The 24,846-nt window shown below is 70.7% G+C and carries 24 protein-coding genes; 15 read left to right on the plus strand and 9 right to left on the minus strand.

All coding sequences use genetic code 11. The annotated features are described in order from the left end of the window. Positions 1–76: 76 nt before the first annotated feature. From ACYVO7_RS01760 to ACYVO7_RS01775, 4 genes are all read left to right on the plus strand, one after another. Positions 77–1,339 (plus strand): GTP cyclohydrolase II, encoded by a 1,263-nt coding sequence (locus tag ACYVO7_RS01760; RefSeq protein WP_460448129.1) that lies wholly within the window; start codon positions 77–79, stop codon positions 1,337–1,339. Beyond that, entirely contained in the window at positions 1,339–2,583 is a 1,245-nt protein-coding gene (locus ACYVO7_RS01765; protein ID WP_460448130.1) for a URC4/urg3 family protein, read from the plus strand. Before ACYVO7_RS01760 ends, ACYVO7_RS01765 begins: the two co-directional genes overlap by 1 nt. Positions 2,584–2,654: 71 nt before the next feature. After that, positions 2,655–3,299: a uracil phosphoribosyltransferase gene (upp, locus tag ACYVO7_RS01770; protein WP_460448131.1), complete on the plus strand. Its 645-nt coding sequence runs from the start codon at positions 2,655–2,657 to the stop codon at positions 3,297–3,299. A 1-nt stretch (position 3,300) separates the two neighbouring features. Then, a complete protein-coding gene (locus ACYVO7_RS01775) occupies positions 3,301–3,912 on the plus strand; it encodes an HAD family hydrolase (protein ID WP_460448132.1) in 612 nt (203 codons plus the stop codon). 481 nt (positions 3,913–4,393) lie between these two features. Here ACYVO7_RS01775 and ACYVO7_RS01780 read toward each other — a convergent pair whose 3' ends face one another. Then, the gene (locus ACYVO7_RS01780; protein ID WP_460448133.1) at positions 4,394–5,050 is read right to left on the minus strand and encodes a helix-turn-helix transcriptional regulator; all 657 of its coding nucleotides are present in this window, start codon (positions 5,048–5,050) and stop codon (positions 4,394–4,396) included. 164 nt (positions 5,051–5,214) lie between these two features. Then, positions 5,215–5,406: a hypothetical protein gene (locus ACYVO7_RS01785; protein WP_460448134.1), complete on the minus strand. Its 192-nt coding sequence runs from the start codon at positions 5,404–5,406 to the stop codon at positions 5,215–5,217. Between the two features lie 141 nt (positions 5,407–5,547). Between ACYVO7_RS01785 and hrpB the strand changes: the two genes are divergently transcribed. Further along, positions 5,548–8,025, plus strand: coding sequence for an ATP-dependent helicase HrpB (hrpB, locus tag ACYVO7_RS01790; RefSeq protein ID WP_460448135.1), 2,478 nt, complete (start codon positions 5,548–5,550; stop codon positions 8,023–8,025). Positions 8,026–8,213: 188 nt separating this feature from the next. Here the strand turns inward: hrpB and ACYVO7_RS01795 are convergent, their stop codons facing one another. Both ACYVO7_RS01795 and ACYVO7_RS01800 read right to left on the minus strand, forming a co-directional pair. Then, positions 8,214–8,621, minus strand: a complete 408-nt coding sequence (locus tag ACYVO7_RS01795; protein ID WP_460448136.1) for a methylglyoxal synthase — start codon at positions 8,619–8,621, stop codon at positions 8,214–8,216. A 73-nt stretch (positions 8,622–8,694) separates the two neighbouring features. After that, positions 8,695–9,468 (minus strand): DUF1194 domain-containing protein, encoded by a 774-nt coding sequence (locus ACYVO7_RS01800; protein ID WP_460448534.1) that lies wholly within the window; start codon positions 9,466–9,468, stop codon positions 8,695–8,697. 280 nt (positions 9,469–9,748) lie between these two features. Here ACYVO7_RS01800 and ACYVO7_RS01805 point away from each other — a divergent pair, with 280 nt between their 5' ends. From ACYVO7_RS01805 to ACYVO7_RS01845, 9 genes are all read left to right on the plus strand, one after another. Continuing rightward, positions 9,749–10,744: a BMP family lipoprotein gene (locus tag ACYVO7_RS01805; RefSeq protein ID WP_460448137.1), complete on the plus strand. Its 996-nt coding sequence runs from the start codon at positions 9,749–9,751 to the stop codon at positions 10,742–10,744. Between the two features lie 250 nt (positions 10,745–10,994). Then, a complete protein-coding gene (locus ACYVO7_RS01810) occupies positions 10,995–12,536 on the plus strand; it encodes an ABC transporter ATP-binding protein (RefSeq protein ID WP_460448138.1) in 1,542 nt (513 codons plus the stop codon). Further along, the gene (locus tag ACYVO7_RS01815) at positions 12,533–13,639 is read left to right on the plus strand and encodes an ABC transporter permease (RefSeq protein WP_460448139.1); all 1,107 of its coding nucleotides are present in this window, start codon (positions 12,533–12,535) and stop codon (positions 13,637–13,639) included. The genes ACYVO7_RS01810 and ACYVO7_RS01815 overlap by 4 nt, the downstream gene beginning before the upstream one ends. A 2-nt stretch (positions 13,640–13,641) precedes the next feature. Beyond that, entirely contained in the window at positions 13,642–14,613 is a 972-nt protein-coding gene (locus ACYVO7_RS01820) for an ABC transporter permease (protein WP_460448535.1), read from the plus strand. Further along, the gene (locus ACYVO7_RS01825; protein ID WP_460448140.1) at positions 14,613–15,032 is read left to right on the plus strand and encodes a cytidine deaminase; all 420 of its coding nucleotides are present in this window, start codon (positions 14,613–14,615) and stop codon (positions 15,030–15,032) included. The genes ACYVO7_RS01820 and ACYVO7_RS01825 overlap by 1 nt, the downstream gene beginning before the upstream one ends. A 14-nt stretch (positions 15,033–15,046) precedes the next feature. Then, a complete protein-coding gene (locus ACYVO7_RS01830) occupies positions 15,047–15,859 on the plus strand; it encodes a purine-nucleoside phosphorylase (RefSeq protein ID WP_460448141.1) in 813 nt (270 codons plus the stop codon). Then, complete coding sequence (gene deoC / locus ACYVO7_RS01835) at positions 15,852–16,619, plus strand: deoxyribose-phosphate aldolase (protein WP_460448142.1); 768 nt, start codon at positions 15,852–15,854, stop codon at positions 16,617–16,619. The genes ACYVO7_RS01830 and deoC overlap by 8 nt, the downstream gene beginning before the upstream one ends. A 7-nt stretch (positions 16,620–16,626) precedes the next feature. Continuing rightward, positions 16,627–17,955, plus strand: coding sequence for a thymidine phosphorylase (deoA, locus tag ACYVO7_RS01840; protein WP_460448143.1), 1,329 nt, complete (start codon positions 16,627–16,629; stop codon positions 17,953–17,955). 76 nt (positions 17,956–18,031) lie between these two features. Continuing rightward, positions 18,032–18,976: a 2-hydroxyacid dehydrogenase gene (locus tag ACYVO7_RS01845; RefSeq protein WP_460448144.1), complete on the plus strand. Its 945-nt coding sequence runs from the start codon at positions 18,032–18,034 to the stop codon at positions 18,974–18,976. A gap of 1 nt (position 18,977) precedes the next feature. On the opposite strand, the gene ACYVO7_RS01850 is transcribed toward ACYVO7_RS01845, so the two are convergent. The 3 genes from ACYVO7_RS01850 to ACYVO7_RS01860 form a co-directional block, all read right to left on the minus strand. Further along, on the minus strand, positions 18,978–19,829 hold the full coding sequence (locus ACYVO7_RS01850) for a C40 family peptidase (protein WP_460448145.1): 852 nt from the start codon (positions 19,827–19,829) through the stop codon (positions 18,978–18,980). Next, positions 19,826–20,176, minus strand: a complete 351-nt coding sequence (locus ACYVO7_RS01855) for a MarR family transcriptional regulator (protein WP_460448146.1) — start codon at positions 20,174–20,176, stop codon at positions 19,826–19,828. Before ACYVO7_RS01855 ends, ACYVO7_RS01850 begins: the two co-directional genes overlap by 4 nt. Positions 20,177–20,252: 76 nt before the next feature. After that, a complete protein-coding gene (locus tag ACYVO7_RS01860; RefSeq protein WP_460448147.1) occupies positions 20,253–21,635 on the minus strand; it encodes a leucyl aminopeptidase family protein in 1,383 nt (460 codons plus the stop codon). A 182-nt stretch (positions 21,636–21,817) separates the two neighbouring features. On the opposite strand from ACYVO7_RS01860, the gene ACYVO7_RS01865 reads away from it, so the two are divergent. Continuing rightward, complete coding sequence (locus tag ACYVO7_RS01865; RefSeq protein ID WP_460448148.1) at positions 21,818–22,750, plus strand: tetratricopeptide repeat protein; 933 nt, start codon at positions 21,818–21,820, stop codon at positions 22,748–22,750. 113 nt (positions 22,751–22,863) lie between these two features. Here ACYVO7_RS01865 and ACYVO7_RS01870 read toward each other — a convergent pair whose 3' ends face one another. Next, positions 22,864–23,850 (minus strand): type II secretion system F family protein, encoded by a 987-nt coding sequence (locus tag ACYVO7_RS01870; protein WP_460448149.1) that lies wholly within the window; start codon positions 23,848–23,850, stop codon positions 22,864–22,866. Between the two features lie 12 nt (positions 23,851–23,862). Continuing rightward, positions 23,863–24,846, minus strand: a complete 984-nt coding sequence (locus tag ACYVO7_RS01875) for a type II secretion system F family protein (protein ID WP_460448150.1) — start codon at positions 24,844–24,846, stop codon at positions 23,863–23,865.

The raw sequence follows: 24,846 nt of genomic DNA on the forward strand, positions 1-24,846 counted from the left end.
TGACTGTGCGATGCGGGCCCCTCCGGCGACGGCCGCGAGGGGCCTCGGCGTTTTTGCAGGGTCGCAAAGGACCGCCATGAGCACGGACAACCGAAGCACTCACATCCGGCTGACCTCGCACCCTGAGCCAGGCACGGGAGCGGCGCGGTTTCCGATCCGCTGGGGCGCGGCGTCCCCCGCCGAGCGCGGCCCGGTGATCGGGTCGGTGACCAACCCGGCGGACCGCAACGTCATCGGGGCGCATGGCGGGGCCTACTCGCTTTACCGGGCGCTCGCGGTCTCCTCCGGAGCGCTCAACCCGCTGATCCGCCCGGACCTCACCAACACGCATCCGGTGGTCGGGATCGGCCCGAACCCGCAATGGGGACAGCCCGGCAAGATCGTGTCGCTCGACCCCTGGGGGGCTATGACCGGGGAGGCCTTCGGGACCGAGATCGCCCAGGGCGTCGACATCCGGCCCAGCATCGCGGTGACCAAGGCGAGGCTCAACATGCCGGAGATCGTCGCCTCGCTGGCGACCGGCAGGCTGGCGGCCGACGCGAGCGTGCTCCTGCCCAGCGGCGACATCTCGGTGACCAAGATCGCCATCGACCCCGTCTGGCACCTGCCCGGGGTGGCGGAGCGCTTCGACGTCTCGGAGACCAAGCTGCGGCGCACCCTCTTCGAGCAGACGGGCGGCATGTTCCCGGAGCTGGTGACGCGGCCCGACCTGTCGGTGTTCCTGCCCCCGATCGGGGGCGCGACGGTCTACATCATGGGCGACCCCGCGGGCCTGACCGATCCGCGGCGCACCATCGCATGCCGCGTCCATGACGAGTGCAACGGCTCGGACGTGTTCGGCTCGGACATCTGCACCTGCCGGCCCTATCTGGTGCACGGGATCGAGGAATGCGTCCGCGAGGCCCAGAAGGGCGGCGTCGGCGTGATCGCGTATAACCGCAAGGAAGGGCGCGCCCTCGGCGAGGTCACCAAGTTCCTCGTCTACAACGCGCGCAAGCGGCAGGAGGGCGGCGACCAGGCGGCGACCTATTTCGAGCGCACCGAATGCGTGGCGGGCGTGCAGGACGCGCGGTTCCAGCAGCTGATGCCGGACGTGCTGCACTGGCTGGGGATCACCCGCATCGACCGGTTCGTCTCCATGTCGAACATGAAGCACGACGCCATCACGAGCTCGGGCATCGAGATCGTCGAGCGGGTGCCCATCCCGGACGAGCTGGTGCCCCCCGACGCGTCGGTGGAGATGGAGGCCAAGAAGGCCGCCGGCTATTACGCCCCGAAGGGCGCGCCCGGGCAGGACGCCTTGCGGGACACCGTGGGACGCCCCCTGGAGCGGTACTGATGGGGGCTGAGGCCATGGACGCGGCGCTCGCCCGAACGCTGCTGTCCCCCAAGGCCGTCCGCGAGCGGGCGCATCGCCTCCTCCATCTCGGCGTGGCGGGCGAACTGCCCCATTTCGAGGTGGATTCCGGCAAGCTGTGCCGCTGCGCCGACTATGTGACGGCCACGATCCGGCGCAACTATCCGACCCTGCAGATCCCGCTCCACGCCCGCTGGCGGCATTTCGCGGCGGGCGGGTTCGACCGCTGGGGGACGCTGGCGCGGGACGCCGCATGGCCGTCCAGCGCCGCGAAGGGCCGGGCGGCGTTCGACCTCGCCATCGTGAGCGTGCTCCTGGACGCGGGCGCGGGACCGCGCTGGCGCTACCGCGAGGACGCCAGCGGCGAGAGCTTCAGCCGGTCGGAAGGGCTGGCGGTGGCGAGCTTCGACATGTTCTCGGCGGGGCTGTTCTCGGCCCGGCCGAACGAGCCGCTGCGGGCCGATGCGGCGCGGCTCGCCGCCCTGGAGCCGGCCGGCGTCGCGCGGGCCTTCCAGGTCGGCCCCGAGAACCCGATGACCGGCCTCGACGGCCGCCTCGCCCTGCTGGCGAGGCTGGGCGAGGTCGTCGCGGCCGCCCCGGGGGTGTTCGGCCGTCACGACGACCCGCGCCCGGGCGGACTCTTCGACCATCTCTGCGCCCAGGCCGAGGGCGGCGTGCTCCCGGCCGAAGCGATCCTGCGGGCCATCCTGGACCATCTGGGCCCGATCTGGCCCGGCCGGATCACGCTGGGCGGCGTCAATCTCGGCGACACATGGCGCCATCCGAGCCTCGTCACCGACGACGCGACCTCGGGCCTGGTCCCATTCCACAAGCTCTCGCAATGGCTGGCCTATTCGCTGATCGAGCCGCTCCAGGACGCCGGGATCGGCGTCTCGGGCATGGACGCGCTGACGGGCCTCGCCGAATACCGCAATGGCGGCCTCTTCATCGACACGGGCGTGCTCACCCTGCGGGACCCGGCGCTGGCCGAGACGGCCCACCCGGTCGACGCTCCGCTCATCGTGGAATGGCGGGCCCTCACCATCGCGCTCCTGGACGACACCGCCGCTCTGGTCCGCTCGTCGCTGGGCCTCACCGCCGAGCAATTCCCGCTGGCCAAGGCGCTGGAGGGCGGCGCCTGGGCGGCCGGCCGCAGGATCGCCCGGGAGAGGAGGCCCGACGGGTCCCCGCCCCTGCAGGTCGTCAGCGACGGAACGGTTTTCTGAAGCGCTACGGTTCTCCCCGCCCTGCGCCGCTGTATGCTGGCGCGATTCCACTGGCTCGCATCGAGGTCGAAATGCAGGACGTCAGCCACCCCGGCGTCACCGTCGTGTCCCACCCGCTGGTCCAGCACAAGCTGACGCTCATGCGCGACCGGACGCGCTCGACCAAGGGCTTCCGGCAGCTCCTGAACGAGATCGGCATGCTGCTCGCCTATGAGGTGACGCGCGATCTGCCGACGGAGCTCGTCGAGACCGAGACGCCCATCACGTCGATGATGGCCCCGATGATCTCCGGCAAGAAGCTGGTGCTCGCCCCCATCCTGCGGGCCGGAGTGGGCTTTCTGGACGGCATGCTCACCCTCGTTCCGTCGGCACGCGTCGCCCATATCGGGCTCTACCGAGACCCGGAGACGCTGACCGCGGTGGAATACTATTTCAAGGCGCCGTCGGACATCGCCGAGCGGCTGGTCATCGTGGTCGACCCGATGCTGGCGACGGCGAACTCCGCCGTGGCGGCGATCGACCGGCTGAAGGAGCGCGGCGCCAGGGACATCCGCTTCGTGTGCCTCCTCGCCGCCCCGGAGGGCGTCTCGCGCCTGACCGGCGCCCATCCGGATGTCCATGTATGGACCGCCGCCATCGACGAGAAGCTGAACGACCACGGCTATATCGTGCCGGGCCTCGGCGACGCGGGCGACCGCATGTACGGCACGCGCTGACATGGCGAACCCGACCCAGGCCGTCTTCGACATCGGCGAGGTGCTGCTCGACTGGAACCCGCGCCACCTCTACCGCAAGATCATCCCCGACCAGGACCGCATGGAGTGGTTTCTCGGCGAGGTCTGCACGCCCGCCTGGAACATCGAGCAGGATCGCGGCCGGCCTTTCGCGGACGCCGTGGCGCTCCTCACCGAGCGGCACCCGGACCTCGCTGATGAGATCCGCGCCTTCGACGAGCGCTGGGTCGAGACCGTGGCGGACGTGGTCCACGGCAGCGTGGCGCTGCTGGAAACGCTGCGGGCGGCGGGCGTGCCGACCTGGGCGATCACCAACTTCTCGCACGAGAAATTCGCCATCGCGCGCCGTCGCTGGCCCTTCCTGGACGGGTTCCGGGACGTGGTCGTGTCGGGCGAGGAGAAGCTCCTGAAACCGGACCCGGCCATCTACCACGTGCTGCTCGACCGCAACGGGCTCGACGCCGCCGACTGCCTTTTCATCGACGACTCGCCCAGGAACGTCGAGGGCGCGCGGGCGGTGGGCATGCACGCCGTCAACTTCACCACCGCCGAGCAGTTGGCGCTCGACCTGCGCCGCTACGGCTTCCCGGTGTGAGCCGCGCCGAGCTTGGCGGGCGCGCGAATAGGGCGCGGAGCCTTGCGGTTTAACTCCTCTCTCGGTTCCCCATCCCCTCATCCTGAGGAGCATCGCCCCTCGGCGATGCGTCTCGAAGGACGAGGGACTCCAGACCGCACCACGATGCAGCGTCCTGGACCCCTCGTCCTTCGAGACGCAGGCCCAGGCGGGCCTGCTCCTCAGGATGAGGGGCGTTGGTGAAGGCTGGGCCGAGGCCGAATTTCGTTCCACGCGCACCCTGGCGAGCTCCTCTCTCGGCTCCCCCCATCCCCTCATCCTGAGGAGCATCGCCCCTCGGCGATGCGTCTCGAAGGACGAGGGACTCCAGACCGCGCGACGGTTCAGCCTCCTGGACCCCTCGTCCTTCGAGACGCAGGCCCAAGCGGGCCTGCTCCTCAGGATGAGGGGCGTTGGTGAAGGCCGGGCCGGAGCCGCCGGTTAGGGAGCCGGCGACAGCCGCTCAGGGCGGGCTGGCGATGAGGTGGCGCGACACCGCGTAGCCGATGGCCTGCGCGGTGTTGTTTGCGCCCAGCTTGTGGCGGGCGCTGTCCAGATAGAGCTTCACGGCGCTTTCCGAGATCGCCAGCGCGAAGGCCACCGATTTGTGCGGCATGCCGCGGCCGGCCAGCGTCAGCACCTGCCGCTCGCGCGGCGAGAGCGGGCGGGTCTCGTGATCCTCGTCGACCCACATGTCCATGACGGCGGCGTGGAACTCATAGGCCGCGACCACGACGGCGCCGACGAGGCTGGCGAGGCGGTCGCGCCACGCCTCGCGCGACTCGCGGCTGGTGACGCTGAACAAGGCGAAATCGCCGACCGCCCCGCGGATCGGGACCGTCAGGCCGTGGGGACCGATGCCGACCACGAGCCGATCGCGCACCAGTTGCGCCACCTTGGGATCGCTCTGGTCGAACTCGTCCCAGTCGATCGGCATGATGTTGTACTGCGCGAGCTTCATGACCGGGTCGATCTGGAAGTAGTCGTGATCGATGTAATGCTGCACCCAGGGTTCCGGGTAGCTCGTATAGAGCACGATGTCCCGATCGATCTCGCCCGGAACGAGGCGGACATGATAGGCGTAATGCGCGAGATCATGGGCTTTGATGAACGCCGCCATGCGATTGTCGATCGCGGTTTCGGCTGAACTTGGGGCGGAACCGTCCCTGTGCATGACTACCATCGCGAGGCCCTGAAAAGAGAAAGTGCGAGCCGCCAGCCGAGGCCTGGCGACCCGCTAATCTCTCCATCATAGCACAAGCGCGTAAGGTTCAGCCTGGCGGCTTAGCCGTTGGAGGCGACGACCTTCAGCTTGCAACCTTGCTGACGCTCCAGGCTTCCGGCCAACTGATCGCAGGTCTTTCTGAGTTCATCGGCGCAATCTTTCCGACCGAGGGCGCTCAAGGTCTCGGAACAAAAATACAAGCAGCCGATGACGTAGGTGAGCGTCGAAGTCTCAGGTGTTGCGGCTTTCACTTTGGACCTCCCATATTGCCCAAGATATCTAGTGAACGACGCAGAGGTCGCAATCTGCCCGAAAGGACAGGGCGGACGGGGACGGCGTCCCGCCGCGGCTTCGGGCTTGCGCCGGGAAGCGGCCTCGGCCACACCCTCGCCATGCGCAGCTTCGATACGCCGCTCCCGATCGACGCCGTTCTGGCGCCCCTGGCCGACGCCCTGGCGGAGCGGACCGGCGCGGTGCTGGTCGCGCCGCCGGGCGCCGGCAAGACCACGCGCGTTCCGCTGGCGCTGCTCGACGAAGGCTGGACCACCCTCGCCGGCCGCCCAGGCAAGCTGATCCTGCTGGAGCCGCGCCGCCTCGCCGCCCGGGCGGCGGCGAGCCGCATGGCGGCGACGCTGGGCGAGCAGGTCGGCGACACGGTGGGCCTGCGCGTGCGGCTCGGCTCCAAGGTCGGGCCGCGCACCCGCATCGAGGTGGTCACCGAAGGCGTCTTCGCCCGCATGATCCTGGACGATCCGGAGCTCGCCGGCGTCGCGGCCGTGTTGTTCGACGAATTCCACGAGCGCTCGCTGGACGCCGATCTCGGGCTGGCGCTGGCGCTGGACGCCCAGGCGGGCCTGCGCGAGGACCTGCGCATTCTGGTGATGTCGGCCACGCTGGACGGCGCCCGGGTGGCGCGCCTGCTCGGCGACGCGCCCGTGATCCAGAGCGAGGGCCGGGCCTTCCCAGTGGAAACGCGCCATGTGGGCCGCGATCCGCGCCGGCGCACGGACGAGCAGGTCGCCGACCTCGTGATGACGGCGCTGCGGGCGGAGCCCGGCTCCGTGCTGGTGTTCCTGCCCGGCCAGGGCGAGATCCGCCGCGTCGCCGCCATGCTGGCCGACCGCATCAAGGACCCGGCCGTCGACATCGCGCCGCTTTACGGCGCCATGGACCAGCGCGACCAGGACCTGGCCGTGCAACCGGCGCGACCCGGCCGCCGCAAGGTCGTGCTGGCGACTTCCATCGCCGAGACCTCGCTCACCATCGAGGGCGTGCGGGTGGTGATCGACAGCGGGCTGGCGCGCGTGCCGCGCTACGAGCCCGCCATCGGGCTGACGCGGCTCGAAACCGTGCGCGTCTCGCGCGCCGCCGCCGACCAGCGGCGCGGCCGCGCCGGACGCACGGAGCCGGGGGTCTGCTACCGGTTGTGGGAGGAGGCCGCCACAGGCGCGATGGAGCCCTTCGCGCCCGCCGAGATCCTGAGCGCCGACCTCTCCGGCCTCGTGCTGGACTGCGCCGCCTGGGGCGTCTCCGACCCCACGACCCTGCCCTTCCTGGATCCGCCGCCCCGGCCGGCGCTGGCCGAAGCGCGGGCGCTTCTCACCGAGATCGACGCCATCGACGCGCAGGGCCGGCTGACCCCGGAGGGCAAGGTGATCCGCGGCCTGCCGCTGCCGCCCCGCCTCGCCCGCATGGTGGCGAGCGCCGCCGCGCGCGGGCAGGCGGCGCTGGCGGCCGAGATCGCGGCCGTGATCACCGAGCGGGGCCTGGGCGGCGACGCCGCCCATCTCGGCCACCGGCTCGACGCCTTCAGGCGCGACCGCGGCCGCCGCGCCGAGGACATGCGCCGCCTCGCACGCGGCTGGGCCGAGGCGGTCGGCGCGCCGTTCCGGCCGGTAGACGTCGCGGAGGCCGGGGCCGTGCTGGCGCTCGCCTATCCGGACCGCGTCGCCAAGGCGCGCGGCGCGCCCGGCGCCTTCGTGATGGCCAACGGCCGGGGCGCGCAAGTGGAGCCGCACGACGCGCTGGCGCGCGAGCCCTTCCTGGCGGTGGCCGAGATTGCGGGCGGCGCCGCGGCCGCGCGGATCCTGCTCGCCGCTCCCATCGATCTCGAGACCATCGAGGCCGAATTCGCCGGCCATATCCAGACCACGGACGACCTGGCCTTCGACCGTCAGGCCGCCGCGCTGCGCGCGCGCCGCGTGCGGCGGCTGCAGGCGATCACGCTGTCGGAGCAGACCCTGCCGACGCCGGCGACGCCCGAGGCCGCGCAGGCGCTGGCGCGTGGGATCGCGACGCTCGGCGTCGGCCGCCTGCCCTGGAGCAAGGCGCTGGCGCAATGGCGCAACCGGGTCATGTTCCTGCGCCGCGCCGATCCCGGCTGGCCGGACCTGTCCGACGAAGCGCTCGCGGGTTCGGCGGCCGAGTGGCTCGCGCCCTTCATCGAAGGCCGGGCCAGCCTGGCGCAGATCACCGCGGACGACCTCGACCGCGCCCTGAAGGCGCTCGTGCCCTGGGACATGGCGCGCCGGCTCGAGGCCGAGGCGCCCACGCATTTCGCCGCCCCGACCGGCAACAACGCCGCCATCGACTACGAGGCCGAGGAAGGGCCCGTGCTGGCCATCCGGGTGCAGGAGCTCTTCGGCCTGAAGCAGCACCCGGCCGTCGCGAACGGCCGGCTGCCGCTGGTGCTGCATCTCCTGTCGCCGGCGCACCGGCCGATCCAGATCACCCGAGACCTCCCCGGCTTCTGGCGCGGCTCCTGGGCGGCCGTGAAAGCCGAGATGAAGGGCCGCTATCCCCGCCATCCCTGGCCGGACGACCCCGCCGAGGCGGCCCCGACCGCCCGCGCCAAGCCGCGCGGGACGTAGGGTCCGAGCTTATCGACCGAACCCTGCGCTGACCTCCATCCCCTCGTCCTTCGAGACGCAGGCCCAAGCGGGCCTGCTCCTCAGGATGAGACGCATGGGGATGACGGGGCGATTCCCGTCCATCGAGACGCCATGCTGCGCATGGCTCCTCGGGACGAGGGGCTTCGCAACTCCCGTGGACCCGGTCCCTAGGCGGACGCCGGCGGCGCCTTGCGCCGCATCGCCCCGAAGCCGGCCACGACGAGATCCGCCGTGGCCTGGTTGCAGGCCATCGGGATGTCGTAGACGAGAGCGAGCCTCGTCAGCGCCTTGACGTCCACGTCGTGCGGATGCGGCGAGAGCGGATCGACGAAGAACACCAGTCCGTCGAGCCGCCCCTCGGCGATCAGCGCGCCGATCTGCTGGTCGCCGCCGAGCGGGCCGCTCTTCATCAGGGTGACGGACAGGTCGGGACAGCGCTCCATGATGCGCGTGCCGGTGGTTCCCGTCGCGAAGAGCTCGCAGCGCTTCAGGTCGTCGCGATGCCGCTCGGCCCAGGCCACCATGGCGGCCTTCTTCTGGTCATGCGCGATGAGGGCGAGGCGGAAGCGGGACATGGGACGACCGGGGCCAGGACAGCCCCATCTATGCGGCGCCCCGCTTCGCGGTGGCAAGAGCTTCGGCCTGCGGTCAGTTTCCCCAGCGCTGCTGCCACTGGCGCTCGCCGAAGAAGCAGGCGCTTCTCGGCTCCGTCGCCTGGGCCGGGATCACCCTCGCGGGCCAGCGCGGCGGCGGGGCGAGCGCGACCTCCAGCAGGATCTTGGTGCGGATCGCGTCGATGAAGTGGCTTCTTTCGCGGATGGGGATCATGAAGGATCCCGGGCCGCCGATCACGCAGTCGCGATAGTATTCGTCGAGATTCTCGACCTCAGGAAAGCCCCCGTTGGGGCGATTGAGCATGATCGGGAGCCCGTTGATGGTGACGCCCTTGGCGAGGGCCTCGTCCCTCGCCGCGGTGACCGGCCGGCCCTGGTTGTTCGATCCGTCGCCGGAGATGTCGACCACCTGCTTCAGGCCGCGATAGTCGTTCTTGTCGAAGAGCGGGACGGCGAAGTCGATCGCCCCGGAGATCGACGTGCGGTAGAGCCGCCGGATCGGCTTGGCGGCGAGCTGGGCGGTGAACTCCACCGCGCTCTCTCGCCCGTCGATCACCATCCAGTCGGCCACGATCTCCTGGGTGTTGACGCCGGCCCACTCCACATAGGTGACGGCGATCTTGCCGTTGACGCCCTTGCGGATGGCGTCGATCACCTCGGGCGAGCGCAGCGCCTCGATATAGCCCTGCCGCTGCAAGGCCTGCTCCTCCGGGTCCATCGAATAGGAGATGTCCACCGCCAGCACGAGTTCGACGTCGACCTCGTTCGGGCCGTCCCGGGCCTGCGCGGGGGCGGGCTGGAGCGCCATCGCCAGAAGCGCCAGCAGGGCGACGCCCGCCGCCCTGGCGTCGAAGGCTCGCAGGCGAGCGGAACGACGATTCTCGCGGGCGCGATGCGAGAACGTGCGGCGGTCCGGCATAGCGCCCTCCCTGACATGGCCCCTGCGGCAGTGTGCCACCTGAGATTGTCCGCGCCAATGGGCTGCTCCTGCGATGTTTGCGCGCTTCACCTCGGCAGGGCGGCATGCCATCCTGCGGGCCGTAAACGGCTCTTTTTCCTGAGACGTGGCATTGAGGGGGACATTGCACATGCGGACCGTGATCCTGGGGATGGCCGCCGCCATCGTGATGAACGGCGCGGCCTTGGCGCAGGGCCAGGCCCTCAAGCCCGCGATCGTCTACGATCTCGGCGGCAAGTTCGACAAATCCTTCAACGAGGGCGTCTATAACGGGGCCGAGCAGTTCAAGAAGGACGCGGGCGTCGAGTATCGCGACTTCGAGATCCAGAACGATGCGCAGCGGGAGCAGGCGTTGCGCCGGTTCGCGCGGGACGGCTTCTCCCCCATCGTGGCGGTCGGCTTCAGCCAGGCGAGCGCGGTCGAGAAGGTCGCCAAGGAATTCCCCAACGCGAAGTTCACCCTCATCGACATGGTGGTGGACGCGCCGAACGTGCAGTCCATCGTGTTCAAGGAGCATGAGGGCTCGTTCCTGGTCGGCCTCCTGGCCGCAAAGGCGTCCAAGACCGGCAAGGTCGGCTTCGTGGGCGGCATGGACATCCCGCTCATCCGCAAATTCGCCTGCGGCTACGTGCAGGGCGTGAAATACGCCAACTCCTCCGCCGAGGTCCTGCAGAACATGACGGGCACCACCGGCGCGGCCTGGAACGATCCCGTGAAGGGCGGCGAACTCGCCAAGGCGCAGATCGACCGCGGCGCGGACGTGATCTACCACGCGGCGGGCGGCACCGGCGTCGGCGTGCTGCGCGCCACCGCCGACGCGGGCAAGCTCGGCATCGGCGTGGACTCCAACCAGAACATGCTGCATCCCGGCAAGGTCCTGACCTCCATGACCAAGCGGGTCGACGTGGCGACGATCGACTCGTTCAAGGCCGCCAAGGACGGGACCTGGAAGCCCGGCGTCACCGTGCTGGGGCTGAAGGAGAACGGCGTCGGCTGGGCCCTCGACGACAACAACAAGGCCCTGATCACGCCCGACATGAAGGCCGCCGCCGACAAGGCCGCCGCCGACATCGTCAGCGGCGCCGTGAAGGTTCACGACTACATGTCGGACCAGAAGTGCCCGTGAAGGCGTAGCGAGCCAGCCTCTCCGTCGTGCGTCCCAACACACAACACCCCTCATCCTGAGGACGATGCGCCAGCATGGCGTCTCGAAGGACGAGGGGATCCAGTTCGCTCCGGCATTGCAGCTTTCTCAAATCCCTCGTCCTTCGAGCCGCAGGCCCAAGCGGGCCTGCTCCTCAGGATGAGGGTGTTCTGGGGCGTTGGGACTGGAATTCGTTGGGTGCAAGTCGGCCTTTTGAGATGACCATCCCCGCATGAACGCCACGCCCGCCCCTCCCCTCGCCATCGAGCTCGTCGGCGTCGACAAGCGCTTCGGCGAGGTGCACGCCAACAAGGCCGTGGACCTCGCGGTGCGCAAGGGCTCGATCCACGGCGTCGTCGGCGAGAACGGGGCCGGCAAGTCGACCCTGATGTCGATCCTCTACGGCTTCTACGAGGCCGACGCCGGCGAGATCCGGATCAACGGCGCGCCAGCCCGCATCCGCTCGCCGGGCGAGGCGATCGCGGCGGGGATCGGCATGGTGCACCAGCACTTCATGCTGGTGGAGCCGCTGTCGGTGACGGACAACGTCATGCTGGGCGCCGAGGGCGGGCCGCGCCTCGCCGCCGGGGCCAGACAGGTGCGGGCGAAGCTCGCGCGGCTGGCCGCCGACTACGGCCTGGCGCTCGATCCCGACGCCGTGGTGGGCGACCTGCCGGTCGGGCTCCAGCAACGGGTGGAGATCGTCAAGGCGCTGGTCAGGGGCGCCGACGTTCTCGTCCTCGACGAGCCCACCGCGGTGCTGACGCCCGACGAGGCGGACGGGCTCTTCCGGCTCCTGCGGATCCTGGCCGACGAGGACAAGACCATCATCCTGATCACCCACAAGCTGCGCGAGATCATGGCGGTCACGGACCGCGTCTCGGTCATGCGGCGGGGCGAGATGGTGGCCACGCTGGACACCGCCGCGACGTCGCCCCCGGAGCTCGCCGAAGCGATGGTGGGCCGGCGGGTGCTGCTTCGGGTGGAGAAGGCGCCCGCGACGCCCGGCGCGGCGGCTCTGGTCGTCGAGGGCCTGCAGGTGCGGGACGCGCGCGGGTCCCTGCGCGTCGACGGCGTGTCGCTGACGGTGCGGGCGGGCGAGATCGTCGGCATCGCCGGGATCGCCGGCAACGGCCAGAGCGAACTGCTCGAAGCGCTGGCCGGGATGAGGCCGATCGCGGCCGGCGCGATCACGCTCGAGGGCGCGCCGCTGGGCCGCCAGGACCTCGATCCCGCGCGCCTGCGGGCCCGCGGCCTGCTGCATGTGCCGGAGGACCGCCTGCGGACCGGCCTCGTTCCGTCCTTCGAGGCCTGCGAGAGCGCCATGCTGGGCTTCCAGCAGGAGGCCCGATACGGCGCCGGGATGTTCCTCGACCGCAGCGCCATCGTGGCGCACGCCCGCGCCGAGATGGAGGACTACGACGTCCGCCCTCGCGCGCCGACGCTGAAGACCTCGAAATTCTCCGGCGGCAACCAGCAGAAGATCGTGCTCGCCCGCGAGATCGAGCGCGGCCCGAAGGTGCTGCTGGTCGGCCAGCCGACGCGGGGCGTGGACATCGGCGCCATCGAGTTCATCCACCGCAGGCTGATCGCGCTGCGCGACGCGGGGGTGGCGATCCTGCTGGTCTCGGTGGAGCTCGAGGAGATCATGGCCCTGGCCGACAGGATCCTGGCGATGTGCGGCGGTCGCATCACCGGCGAGCGGCTTCCCGGGCGCACCGACGAGCGCGACCTCGGCCTGCTGATGGCCGGCGTGTCGGACCGGGCCGCATGAGCGCCGCCCCGCTCGAGCTGCCCCGCTGGGCCGACTACGCGCTGGTTCCGGTCCTGGCGGTCGCCACGTCCTTCCTGGCCGCCGGCCTCGTGGTGCTGGCGATCGGCGAGAACCCGCTGGAAGCCACCGCCATCATGCTGCGCGGCGCGCTCGGCACGGGCGAGGGGATCGGCTTCACGCTCTACTACGCGACCAACTTCATCTTCACGGGCCTCGCCGTCGCGGTGGCATTCCACGCCGGCCTGTTCAACATCGGCGGCGAGGGCCAGGCCGCCCTGGGCGGGGTGGGGGCTGCCCTCGTCTGCCTCCGCTTCGAGAGCCTGCCGGCCTGGGCGCTGATCCCCCTGGCGAGCCTCTCGGCCGCGTGCTTCGGCGCGCTCTGGGCGCTGATCCCGGCCTATCTGCAGGCCAGGCGCGGCAGCCACATCGTCATCACCACGATCATGTTCAACATGCTGGCCTCCGCCCTGCTGGTGTACCTCCTGGTGAGCGTCATCGGGCGGCCGGACTCCATGTCTCCCGAGACGCGGACCTTCGGCCCCAACGCTCATGTGCCGTTCATGCATGTGATGGCGGCGGGCCTGGGCTGGTCCATCCCGGCGACGCCGCTGAACGCCTCCTTCCTGCTGGCCCTGGCGGCCTGCGCGGCCGTGTGGGCGCTGATCTGGCGCACGCGGCTCGGCTTCGCCATCCGGACCGTGGGGGCGAACCCCTCCGCGGCGCTCTATGCCGGGATCTCGATCAGCCGCATCACGGTGATCGCCATGCTGATCTCGGGCGGGCTCGCGGGCCTGCTGGCGGTGAACGAGATCATGGGCGTGCAGGACCGGCTGCTGCTGGAGTTCACGGCCGGCTACGGCTTCATCGGAATCGCGGTCGCCCTGATGGGCAGGTCGCATCCGGTGGGGATCGTCCTGGCCTCCGTGCTGTTCGGCGTGATGTACCAGGGAGGGGCGGAGCTGGCCTTCGACAAGCCGGCGATCACGCGCGACATGATCGTCACGATCTCGGGGCTGGTGATCCTGTTCGCGGGCGCGCTGGACGGGATCTTCCGCGGCCCTCTCAGCCGCGCCTTCGCGGCCCGTCGCCGCGCGGGGCCGTGAGCATGGATCTCGGCGGCGTCGCCATCGCGATCTTCGACTCGGGCGTGCGCCTCGCCGCGCCGCTGCTCTTCGCCTGCCTGGCGGGCCTGTGGTCGGAGCGGGCCGGGGTCGTCGACATCGGGCTGGAGGGCAAGATGCTGGCCGCCGCCTTCGCGGCCGCTGCGGCCTCCCATGCGACCGGGAGCGCCTGGGCGGGCCTCGGCGCCGGCGTCGCGGCTTCGGTCGCGCTGGGGCTGGTGCACGGGTTCGCCTCCATCACCCAGCGCGGCAACCAGATCGTGTCGGGCGTGGCGCTCAACATGCTGGCCGCCGGGCTCACCGCCCTCATCGGCAACGCCTGGTACCGGCAGGGCGGCCGCACGCCGCCTCTGGACGGCGCCATGCGCTTCGAGCCGCTCACCCTGCCCGGCGCGGCGCAGCTTCGCGAGACGCCGGTGCTCGGCCCGCTCTACGGCGAGATCGTATCGGGGCAGACGGCGCTCATCTATGTCGCGCTCGCCGCCGTGCTGGCGACCGCCGTCGTCCTGAAGCGGACCCGCTTCGGCCTGCGCATCCGCGCCGTGGGCGAGAACCCGGCCGCGATCGACACGGCCGGCATCTCGGTGACGGGGCTGCGCTATGCGGCGGTCGTCATCGCCGGCGTGCTGTGCGGCCTCGGCGGCGCCTATCTGTCGCTCGCCCAGGCGGCCGGTTTCCTGCCGCAGATGACGGCCGGGAAGGGCTTCATCGCCCTGGCGGCGCTGATCTTCGCCAAGTGGCGGGCCTGGCCGGCGCTCGGCGCCTGCTTCCTGTTCGGCCTGCTGGACGCCGTGGCCATCCGGCTGCAGGGCGTCAGCCTTCCCGGGATCGGACTGGCGCCCGTGCAGGCGATCCAGGCCCTCCCCTATGCGCTGACCGTCATCCTTCTGGCGGGTTTCATCGGCAAAGCCATCCCCCCACGGGCCTCCGGCCTGCCCTATGTGAAGGAACGCTGATGAGCATCGAGGGCCCCGCCGACCTGCTGGCCGCGGCCGTCGCCGCGCGCGAGCACGCCTATGCGCCCTATTCGGGCTACCGCGTGGGCGCCGCGGCCCGCGGCGCTTCGGGGCGGATCTATGCGGGCGTCAATGTCGAGAACGCCTCCTATCCGGTCGGCGTCTGCGCGGAGGCCAGCGCCCTGTCCGCCATGGTGCTGGGCGGCGATGTGAGCCTTGTCGAGATCGCCGTGACGGCGGAGGGCGCGGAGCTCGTCACGCCCTGCGGGGCGTGCCGCCAGCGCATCTTCGAGTTCGGCGGACGCCATGCCCGCGTGTGGGCCGCGGACGCGCAAGCCTATCGGCGCAGCTTCACCGCCGAGGAGCTTCTCCCCTTCGGGTTCGGGCCGCACGCCATGCAGCCCCGGGACCCCCGCTGATGCAGGACACGCGAATGCCCGATCGTTGCGCCGACGCCACCGCCCTGCTGCAGCCGAAAGTGGGCGGCCCGGGCAGCATCGCCGTGATTCTGGGGACCGGCCTCGGCGGCGTGGCGGACGCCGTGGCGGATGCGGTCGCCATCCCGTACGCCGACATCCCGGGGTTCCCCCGAAGCGCCGTGTCCGGCCATGCCGGGCGCCTCGTCATCGGCAGGCTGGAAGGCCGGCGGGTGATCCTGCTGCAGGGGCGCAGCCACTACTACGAATCCGGCGACGCCGGCGCGATGCGCACCCCCATCGAGACCTTGTCGCGCCTGGGCGTGTCCACCATCGTGATCACCAACGCCGCCGGGGCGATCCGAAAGGACGCCCAGCCCGGGCAGCTGGCGCTGATCAGCGACCATATCAACATGACCGGCGCCAACCCGCTGATCGGCGACACGGATGACGGGCGGTTCGTGTCCATGACGGACGCCTACTCGCCGCGGCTGAGGGCCCGCATCAAGCGCGCCGCCACGCAGGCCGGGGTGAAGCTGCACGAGGGCGTCTATTGCTGGGTGTCGGGCCCGAGCTTCGAGACGCCCGCCGAGATCAGGATGATGCGCGCCCTTGGGGCGGACCTGGTGGGCATGTCCACGGTGCCAGAGGTGATCCTGGCGCGGCGCTTCGGGATCGACGTCGCCGGGATCTCGGTGGTGACCAACCTCGCCGCCGGCATGGAGGGCTCGAGCCCTTCGCATGGCGAGACCAAGACCGTAGCTTCGACCGGCGGCATCGTGCTGAAACGGCTGTTGCTGGCGTTTCTGAAAGGGCTGGACGATGTCTGAACCCGCAGTCGACACGGCCCGGCGGCTGATCGGCCTCCTCGACCTGACCAACCTGGAAGCCAATTGCGGGCCCGGCGAGGTCAAGGCGCTCTGCGCCCGCGCGGCGGGGCCGCACGGCCACGTCGCGGCGGTCTGCCTCTGGCCGCAATTCGTCGGCGAGGCCTCGCGCGCGCTGCGCGACACCGGCGTGAGGATCGCGACCGTGGTCAATTTCCCCGCCGGCGGGGAGGACCTCGAGCGCGTTCTCGACGACATGGGCGAGGCCCTGGGCGACGGCGCGGACGAGATCGACCTCGTGCTTCCCTACCGGGCCTTCCTGCGCGGCGAGGCCGACATCGCGGCCGGCATGGTGCGCGAGGCCAAGGCGGTGCTGCAGGGCGGCCAGCAGCTGAAAGTGATCCTGGAGACGGGCGCCTACCCGGACCAGGCCAGCGTGGCGGAGGCCTGCCGCCTCGCGATCGACGCGGGCGCCGACTTCCTCAAGACCAGCACGGGCAAGATCGCCGTCTCGGCGACCCTGGAGGCCGCCGGGACGATGCTCCAGGCGATCGCGTCGTCCGGACGGCCGGTCGGCTTCAAGGCGGCCGGCGGGATCCGCACCTACGAGGACGCGGTCGCCTATGTGAGCCTGGCCGAGCGGATCATGGGCCCGGGCTGGGTCGCCCCCACCACCTTCCGGATCGGAGCCAGCGGGCTGCTGGCGGCCCTGATCGCCGTCGTCGAGGGCGGCTCGCCCTCGCCCGCCCCGAACGCCTATTGAGGTCGTCGTGATCCCGCAGGAAATCATCCGCCGCAAGCGCGACGGAGCGGAGCTGACAGCCGAGGAGATCGCCTTCGTGATCCGCGGCCTGACCAGCGGCGCGGTGACGGAGGGCCAGGCCGCCGCCTTCGCGATGGCCGTGTTCTTCCAGGGCATGACCATGGACGAGCGCGTGGCCCTGACGCGGGCCATGGTGGACTCCGGCGTCACCATGGTGTGGCCGGACCTGCCCGGCCCGGTCCTCGACAAGCATTCCACAGGCGGCGTCGGCGACAATGTCAGCCTGATGCTGGCCCCCGCCGTGGCCGCCTGCGGCGGCTATGTGCCGATGATCTCCGGCCGCGGCCTCGGCCATACGGGCGGCACGCTCGACAAGCTCGACGCCATCCCGGGCTATCGCTCCCAGCCCGACAACGAGCTCTTCCGCCGCGTCGTCGCCGACGTCGGCTGCGCCATCATCGGCCAGACGGAGAACCTCGCCCCCGCCGACAAGCGGCTCTATGGCATCCGCGACGTCACCGCGACCGTGGAGTCGATCCCGCTCATCACGGCCTCGATCCTGTCGAAGAAGCTCGCGGCCGGGCTCGAGGGGCTGGTGATGGACGTGAAGACCGGCAACGGCGCATTCATGCCGACCTTCGAGCTGTCGGCCGAACTGGCGGAAAGCCTCGCCGAGGTCGCGACCGGGGCGGGCCTGCCGACCACCGCCCTGCTGACCAGCATGGACGAGCCGCTCGCCAGCGCCGCCGGCAACGCCGTGGAGGTGATGAACGCGGTCGCCTACCTGACCGGCGAGCACCGGGGCGCCCGGCTGCATGAGGTCGTCGTCGCGCTCGGGGGAGAGATGCTGCTGCTCGGCGGCCTGGCGGACTCGATCGAGGACGGCTGGGCCCGCATCGACGCCGCCATCATGTCCGGCGCGGCCGCGGAGACCTTCGGCCGCATGGTGCGGGCGCTCGGCGGGCCCGCTGATTTCGTCGAGAAGGCCAGGGACCATCTCCCGGCGGCCGAGATCGTCCGGGTGGTCAGGAGCGAACGCGCGGGCTTCGTCGGCGAGATCGACACGCGGGCGGTGGGCGTGGCCGTCATCCGACTGGGCGGGGGCCGCACCCGCCCGCAGGACGAGGTGGACCACGCCGTGGGGTTCTCCGACCTCGCCGGCGTCGGCTCCCGGATCGCGTCCGGCGAGCCGCTCGGGACTGTCCATGCCCGCACGGAAGCGGCGGCTGACGCCGCCCAGGCGGCGTTGCTCGCCGCCTATCGCATCGGCGACGAGGAGCAGGAGGTCGCGCCCGCCGTGGTGGCGCGTTTCGAGACGGAAAGCTCTGGACCGTGAGCTAAGCCCCACCGATGATGCAGGGGGCTGACGACGCCCGCGCCCGTTCGGGGGCGACGGATAGGGGCTGACGGTGATGACGATCTTGGTGGCCATCAGGGGCTGGGACGTGGAGCAGTGGGTCTCCCGGCTCAGGAGCGAGCTCCCCGGGCGGAGCGTCGTGGTTCCGGGCGAACCCTTCGACCGGCGGGCGGTGCACTACGCCCTGGCCTGGAAGGCGCCGGCGGGCGCCTTCGCGGGCCTGCCGAACCTGGAGGCGATCTTCTCGCTGGGGGCGGGGGTCGACCATCTGCTCGGCGATCCGAAACTGCCGGACGTGCCGATCCTGCGGGTCGTCGATCCCGACCTGACGAACCGCATGAGCGAATATGTGGTGCTGCACTGCCTCAAGATCCTGCGGCGGCAGATGCGCTATGTGCGGCAGCAGCAGGAGCGCGTCTGGGACGACGACGACTCCCAGCCGGCCGCGCGCCACGTGCGCGTCGGCGTTCTGGGCCTCGGCGTGCTGGGGCGGGACGCGGCGCGCAAGCTGCAGGTCATGGGCTTCGACGTGGCCGGGTGGAGCCGCAGCCCCAAGAGGCTGCCCGATCTGACCACGTTCTCCGGGGACGAGGGCCTCGCGACCTTCCTGGCCCGGACCGACATCCTGGTCTGCCTCCTGCCGCTCACCGACGACACGCGCGGCCTGATCGACCGCAAGCTCCTCGGCGGGCTGGCGCGTGACGGCCGCGTCGGCGGCGCCCACCTGATCAACGCCGGCCGCGGCGGGCTGCAGGTCGAGAGCGACATCCTCGCCTGCCTGGACGAGGGCTTGCTCGCGAGCGCCACGCTCGACGTCTTCGAGACCGAGCCGCTGCCCTCGGAGTCGCCGCTCTGGGCGCATCCGCGCGTGACCGTCACGCCGCACAACGCGGCGATGTCGGAGCCGGAGGCGATCATCTCGCTGGTGGCGGAGCAGATCCGGCGCCACGAGGGCGGCCAGCCCTTCGAGCACGCGGTCGACAGAACGGTCGGCTACTAGATCAGAACCGCTTGAAGCTCGTCACGTCCGCGCCGGTGGCGCCGAGGATGCGCGCCCGCGCCTCGGCGAAGGGCTCCGCCACCACCAGCATGTGATGGCCGTTGGCGTGCAGGAGCGTCTCGGCGTCCTGCATGATTCCGACATGGCCCCTCCAGAACACCAGGTCGCCGCGCTGGAGCGCGTCGTTCCTGAGGTCCGGGAGCGGCCGTCCGAGGCCGCGCTCCTGCATGTCGCTGTCGCGCGGCGCGGCCACGCCGCAGGCCGCCAAGGAGAGCTGCACGAGCGCCGAGCAGTCCAGGCCGAGGCTGGTGCGTCCGCCCCACAGATAGGGCGTCCCGACGAAGGCCGACGCGACGGGGACGAAGTCCGCCTCGCGGGAGGAGAGCGGCGCAAGATGGGCGGCGAACACGAAGCCGCCGGCGTCCGTCAGCGCGAACGGGCCCTGGCGGTCCAGCACGCGCAGCCGCGAGCCGATCGACAGCGCCATCAGGGGCGTCGTCTTGATGCTCGGGCCGGGATACACGAAGGTCCTCAGCACCGAGACGCGGTGATCGGCCTCGTCGCCGGCGGGCGACAGCGCCTCGGCGGACATCCAGCCCACATAGTCGTCCGTCTGGACCTGCCCCCAGGCCCAGCCTTCCTCGGTGGTCTCGTAGACGGCGACCCGCTCGCCGAACAGCACCTCCGTGTCCACCGGCGCGTCCGGCGCGGGCGCCCGACGGAGCCAGGCCGACGGCGCGCAGACCCGCATGAGCCGCGGCTCGACGAAGCGGGCGGATTCGACCTGCCCGGCGAGATGCGCGGCCGCCAGATCGGGCCGTACGGGAGTGATGCGCCGGTCGAAGCTCGTCATCGGGGCAGTTCCTTGGCTCGGGCCACGATCATGTCGCCGAGTTTCTCAACATACAACGCACCCTTTACGGTTCGTTGCACGACCACATTGCGGCGGTCCACATCGTCGCGCTTGCGCGACACGATCTCCATCTTGCCCATGGTGTCCAGCGCGCGCGTGATCGCGGGCTTGGTGACGCCGAGCTTCTTGGCCAGTCCCCGCACGGTGTGCGGCGGGGCGTCGAGATAGATGGACAGCAGGATGGCGGTCTGGCGAGCGGACAGGTCCTGCTCGCCGTCGCGAACCTGGTCGAGGGTGACGTCGCGCCAAAGCTTCAACGCCTGCAGTGGTCTGAGCAACGCGGACATGGGGGAACCCGATCGTTTCGGCTCCCAAACGTCTCACCCAACCGGCTCCCCATGCAAGCGTCCCCGCACGTCAGGGTTAAGTTCGGGAGCCGTAGCGCTTCTGCACGAGCTCGAACACGAGGCGCGCCGCCTGGGGCTCGCCGCCCTCCGGACGCCCCGGCTTGCCCGACGGCGTCCAGCCATAGATGTCGAAATGCGCGTAGGCCTTGGCCTTCTCGACGAAGCTTCGCAGGAACAGGGCCGCCGTGACCGAGCCCGCGAAGGAGCCGCCGATGTGGTTGATGTCGGCGACCTTGGAATCCAGCATCGTCCGGTAGGGCTTCCAGAGCGGCAGGCGCCAGACCGGGTCGTTCACCGCCTCCGCGGCCGCGGCGACCTGGGCCGCAAGGGCCTCGTCGTCCGTGTAGAAGGGCGGGAGATCGGGGCCGAGCGCGACTCGCGCCGCGCCGGTGAGCGTGGCGAAGTCGAGCAGCAGCTCCGGCTCGTCCTCGTCGGCCAGCGCGAGCGCGTCGGCGAGGATCAGGCGCCCTTCCGCGTCCGTGTTGCCGATCTCGACCGTGGGTCCCTTGCGGCTCGGCAGGACGTCTCCGGGGCGGAAGGCGGAGCCCGAAATGGCGTTCTCGACGGCCGGGACGATGACGCGCAGGCGCACCGGGAGTTCGGCCTCCATGATCATCTGGGCGGCCGCGAGGGCGGTGGCGGCGCCTCCCATGTCCTTCTTCATCAGCAGCATGGAGGCGTCGGGCTTGATGTTGAGGCCGCCGGTGTCGAAGCAGACGCCCTTGCCGACGAGCGTCACCTTCGGATTGAAGCTTTCGCCCCAGGTCAGGTCGATCAGGCGCGGCGCCCGGCTGGAGGCGCGCCCCACCGCGTGCACCATCGGGAAGTTCTGGGCCAGCAGGTCCTCGCCGACGATCACCTGAAGGCCGGCCCGGTGCTTGCCGGCGAGCGTCCGCGCCGCCTGCTCGAGTTCGGCGGGGCCAAGATCGTTCGCCGGGGTGTTGATGAGGTCGCGGCCCATCGCGACCGCCGCGGCGATGCGCTCCAGCGCGGCGCCGTCCAGCCGCCCGGGCGCGACGATGCGGATGTCGGGGGACGACGCCGCCGAGCGATACCGCGTGAACGCGTAGGACCCGAGCAGCAACGCCAGGACCGCGCCGGGGGCGACGTCGTCCGGCAGGCTGTAGCAGCCGGCGGGCAGGGCGGAGGCGAGCCGCCCGGCGTGGAAGGGGTCGCGCCGGCCCGCGGCCGCGTCGTCGCCGAACAGGACCGCGGCGATCCGGCCGTCCGGACCCGGCGCCAGCAGGACGGCGCCCGGCGCCGCCGCATAGCCGCTGGCTTCGGCGAAAGCGACCGCGACCGGCCCCAGCGCCGTCGCCCGCTCACGCCAGTCGCCCGGCCCCACGAACCAGATGGGCGCGCAGGGTTCTGAGCCTGTGTTCGGGACCAGCTTGATCATCGGGGCCTCTTCGGGGTGGACGATCCCCAGCTCTTAGCACGCCGCCGGGACCCGGCAAGCGTGAGCGGACCGCCTCTTTCCCGCCCGGCCTGCGAGCGATCGGGCCGTTTTAACCCAACATTAGGCTTAACGAGTCATTGATGGGGGTGGTCGGGGCTCCTCGTTCGCCCCCGGAGTATGACATGCCCGCCGCCCCCCTCCCCGTCTCGCGCCGGCTTCGGCCTCTCCTCCTGGCCTGCGTCGGCCTCGCCGCTCTCGCCGTCACGGGATGCAAGAAGGACGGACCCGATTCGACCGGCTCGCTGGCCGCCTCGGCCCCGCGCAGCCAGGAGGCCTGGCGCGTCGCGGCCGACGACCTCGGCAAGAAGTACGACGCCAAGCCGGGCGACAAGGGCGTCTCGCTCAGCTTCGCCCACGCGCTGCGCATGATCGACCAGCGCCAGCAGGCCGTCGCCGTCCTGCAGGCCGCCGCGCTGAAGGCCCCGCGCGACCCTGAGATCCTGTCCGCCTACGGCAAGGCCCTGATCGAAGTGGGCCAGCTGCAGCAGGCCCGCGACGTGCTCGCCAAGGCGCACACGCCCGAACGCCCCGACTGGCGGGTGCTCTCCGCGCAGGGCGCGGTCGCCGACCAGCTGGGCGACCACGGCGAGGCCCAGTCGCTCTACGAGAGCGCGCTTCGCCTGCGCCCGGAGGATCCCGGCGTGCTCTCCAATCTCGGGCTCTCCTATGCGCTGTCCAAGCGGCTGCCCGAAGCCGAGGCGGTGCTTCGCCGCGCGGCGGCGTCTCCGGCGGCCGACACGCGCGTCCGGCAGAACTTCGCGCTCGTCCTCGGTCTGCAGGGCAAGTTCGCCGAGGCGGAAGCGATCGCGCGGCGCGACCTCGCGCCCGTCGAGGCGGCCCAGAGCGTGTCCGCCATGAAGCAGATGGTGGCGCAGCCGAACAGCTGGGCCCAGATCCGCAAGCTGGACGGCAAGGCCGGCCCGGCCGCCGCCAGGACGGCGTCCACCGAGCCCGGCGCGAAGCCGGCCGCCGGAGGCACGACGGCCGCCAGGAAGGCGGGCGCCCCCAAGCCGGGCCCGGCGCTGGACCTGACCGCGCAGACCGCCGTCGACTGACGGCGCCCAGACCGGACTTTGCAGCAAGAAAGGCCGGGCCCTCGCGGGCGCCGGCCTTTTCGTCGTCCTCGAAACGGCCTCCGGATCAGGAGGGCCCGTCGGTTCGCCTCACGCTAATTCCATTCGAAAACCTGGATCAGCGCCGGCGTGATGATCACGATGATCAGCACGGGAAGGAAGAAGGCGATCATCGGGACGGTCAGCTTCGGCGGCAGGGCGGCGGCCTTCTTCTCGGCCGCGTTCATGCGCTCGTCGCGGCCCTCCTGGGCGAGCACGCGCAAGGCCTGGCCCAGCGGCGTGCCGTATTTCTCCGCCTGGACGAGAGCCGTCGTGACGCTCTTGACCGCGTCCAGGCCCGTCCGGTTCGACAGATTTTCGAACGCCTTGCGCCGGTCCGGCAGGTAGGACAGCTCCGCGGTGGTCAGCGACAGCTCTTCGGCCAGCGGGACCGACTGCGAGCCGATCTCCAGGGCCACCTTGCGGAAGGCGTGCTCGAGGGACATGCCGGCCTCCACGCAGATCAGGAGCAGGTCGAGCGCGTCCGGGAAGGCCAGCCGCATGCTGGCCTGGCGCTTGGTGATCTTGTTCTTGAGGAAGATCTCCGGCGCCTTGATGCCGATATAGGCGCTCGCGATGACGATGCCGCCCTTCACCAGCGCTCCCTGGTCCGTCTCCCACAGGACGAAGGAATAGAACGCCGCCGAAATCAGGCAGATGATCGGCATGACCAGACGGAAGAACAGGAAGGCGACCTCCGCCTGAGGTCCCCGATACCCCGCCTGGTTCAGCTGGATCTTGGCCGTTTCGGTGCCCAGCCACTTGTCGAGGCTGAACTGGTCGACGACCTGCTTCATCTGCGCCTTGGGGGCGTAGCGCAGCGACACCTTCTCGTTCGCGCCGCCGCCTCGTCCGAGGCGCTCGCGCTCGCGCGCGCGGATCTGGTCGCGCTCCACGGACACGTCGCGCATGCGCCGCTGCAACCGGTCCGTCTCGAGATACGGCATGGCCAAAGTCAGGACCGCGGCGGCCGCCGCGATCGCGGCGAAGATCATGACGAGGAATTTCGGGTCGCTCAGCTTCAGGACGAGCGCAGTCAGCATGTCAGGCCCTCCCTAGATGTCGAAGCTGATCATCTTCTTCATGACGAACGTTCCGGTGATCATCATCGCCGCCGCGAGGCCCATGAACATCCGCCCGTGGATCGTCGTCCAAAGCAGGGAGATGTAGTCCGGGGTCGTGGCGTACACCGAGAAGCCGACGAAGATCGGCAGCGAGCCGATGATGAGCGCCGAGACTTTCGCCTCCATGCTCATGGCGGAGATCTTGCCCCGCATCTTCTTGCGGTCGCGGATCACGCGCGAGAGGTTGCCGAGAACCTCCGACAGGTTGCCGCCCGATTTCTGCTGCACGGCGATGACGATGCCGAAGAAGTTCGCCTCCTGGACGGGCACGCGCTCATAGAGCTTGCCGACGGCGTCGCCGATGGACAGGCCCATGGTCTGGGCTTCGACGATCTGGCGGAACTCGCTCCGGACGGGCTCGGCCGCTTCGGACGCGATCATGCGGACGCAGTCGCCCAGCGGGAGCCCGGACCGCAGACCGCGCACGATGACGTCCATGGCGTTGGGCAGCTCGTCGATGAACTTGGCCATCCGCCGCTTGCGCATGAAATTCAGGATCCAGCGCGGCAGCCCCAGGCCGCCGACGAAGACCCCCGCGCCGCCCACCAGGGGGTGCTCGGTGATGAAGTAGAGCAGCCCCCCCAGCACCACCGCCGATGCGAGGCTGAAGAGGGTGAACTTCTTCTTGTCCCAGTCCAGGCCGGCCTGGAGCATGCGTCGTTCGAGGGAGATCTTCGAGGCCTTGCTCTGCTGGGCCTCGATCTCCTTCAGGCTGTTCGTCACCTTTTCGCGGCGGGCGAGAGCGGATGCGGCGGGGTCGCCGCCGGCCCGCGTCTGCCGGTCCGAGTTGACCAGCGCCCGCTGGCGCTTCTCGCCCCTGATCTCTCCGGACAGATAGGGATAGATCAGCGCGTAGGCGGCGCCGCCCACCGCCAGCGCGGCGAGCAGTCCGACCGCCAGTTGGGTCATGTTCAT

The organism is Alsobacter sp. SYSU BS001988 (assembly GCF_054796215.1).

Bases quoted from the DNA above. Each gene is read 5' to 3' on its own strand.
- ACYVO7_RS01810 (WP_460448138.1), top strand. From the start codon at position 10,995: ATGAACGCCACGCCCGCCCCTCCCCTCGCCATCGAGCTCGTCGGCGTC.
- deoC (WP_460448142.1), top strand. From the start codon at position 15,852: ATGTCTGAACCCGCAGTCGACACGGCCCGGCGGCTGATCGGCCTCCTC.
- ACYVO7_RS01795 (WP_460448136.1), bottom strand. From the start codon at position 8,621: ATGTCCCGCTTCCGCCTCGCCCTCATCGCGCATGACCAGAAGAAGGCC.
- ACYVO7_RS01860 (WP_460448147.1), bottom strand. From the start codon at position 21,635: ATGATCAAGCTGGTCCCGAACACAGGCTCAGAACCCTGCGCGCCCATC.
- ACYVO7_RS01800 (WP_460448534.1), bottom strand. From the start codon at position 9,468: ATGGCGCTCCAGCCCGCCCCCGCGCAGGCCCGGGACGGCCCGAACGAG.
- ACYVO7_RS01825 (WP_460448140.1), top strand. From the start codon at position 14,613: ATGAGCATCGAGGGCCCCGCCGACCTGCTGGCCGCGGCCGTCGCCGCG.
- ACYVO7_RS01760 (WP_460448129.1), top strand. From the start codon at position 77: ATGAGCACGGACAACCGAAGCACTCACATCCGGCTGACCTCGCACCCT.
- ACYVO7_RS01775 (WP_460448132.1), top strand. From the start codon at position 3,301: ATGGCGAACCCGACCCAGGCCGTCTTCGACATCGGCGAGGTGCTGCTC.
- hrpB (WP_460448135.1), top strand. From the start codon at position 5,548: ATGCGCAGCTTCGATACGCCGCTCCCGATCGACGCCGTTCTGGCGCCC.
- ACYVO7_RS01820 (WP_460448535.1), top strand. From the start codon at position 13,642: ATGGATCTCGGCGGCGTCGCCATCGCGATCTTCGACTCGGGCGTGCGC.
- ACYVO7_RS01875 (WP_460448150.1), bottom strand. From the start codon at position 24,846: ATGAACATGACCCAACTGGCGGTCGGACTGCTCGCCGCGCTGGCGGTG.
- upp (WP_460448131.1), top strand. From the start codon at position 2,655: ATGCAGGACGTCAGCCACCCCGGCGTCACCGTCGTGTCCCACCCGCTG.
- ACYVO7_RS01855 (WP_460448146.1), bottom strand. From the start codon at position 20,176: ATGTCCGCGTTGCTCAGACCACTGCAGGCGTTGAAGCTTTGGCGCGAC.
- ACYVO7_RS01865 (WP_460448148.1), top strand. From the start codon at position 21,818: ATGCCCGCCGCCCCCCTCCCCGTCTCGCGCCGGCTTCGGCCTCTCCTC.
- ACYVO7_RS01870 (WP_460448149.1), bottom strand. From the start codon at position 23,850: ATGCTGACTGCGCTCGTCCTGAAGCTGAGCGACCCGAAATTCCTCGTC.
- ACYVO7_RS01830 (WP_460448141.1), top strand. From the start codon at position 15,047: ATGCCCGATCGTTGCGCCGACGCCACCGCCCTGCTGCAGCCGAAAGTG.
- ACYVO7_RS01850 (WP_460448145.1), bottom strand. From the start codon at position 19,829: ATGACGAGCTTCGACCGGCGCATCACTCCCGTACGGCCCGATCTGGCG.
- ACYVO7_RS01780 (WP_460448133.1), bottom strand. From the start codon at position 5,050: ATGGCGGCGTTCATCAAAGCCCATGATCTCGCGCATTACGCCTATCAT.
- ACYVO7_RS01845 (WP_460448144.1), top strand. From the start codon at position 18,032: ATGACGATCTTGGTGGCCATCAGGGGCTGGGACGTGGAGCAGTGGGTC.
- ACYVO7_RS01765 (WP_460448130.1), top strand. From the start codon at position 1,339: ATGGGGGCTGAGGCCATGGACGCGGCGCTCGCCCGAACGCTGCTGTCC.
- ACYVO7_RS01815 (WP_460448139.1), top strand. From the start codon at position 12,533: ATGAGCGCCGCCCCGCTCGAGCTGCCCCGCTGGGCCGACTACGCGCTG.
- ACYVO7_RS01805 (WP_460448137.1), top strand. From the start codon at position 9,749: ATGCGGACCGTGATCCTGGGGATGGCCGCCGCCATCGTGATGAACGGC.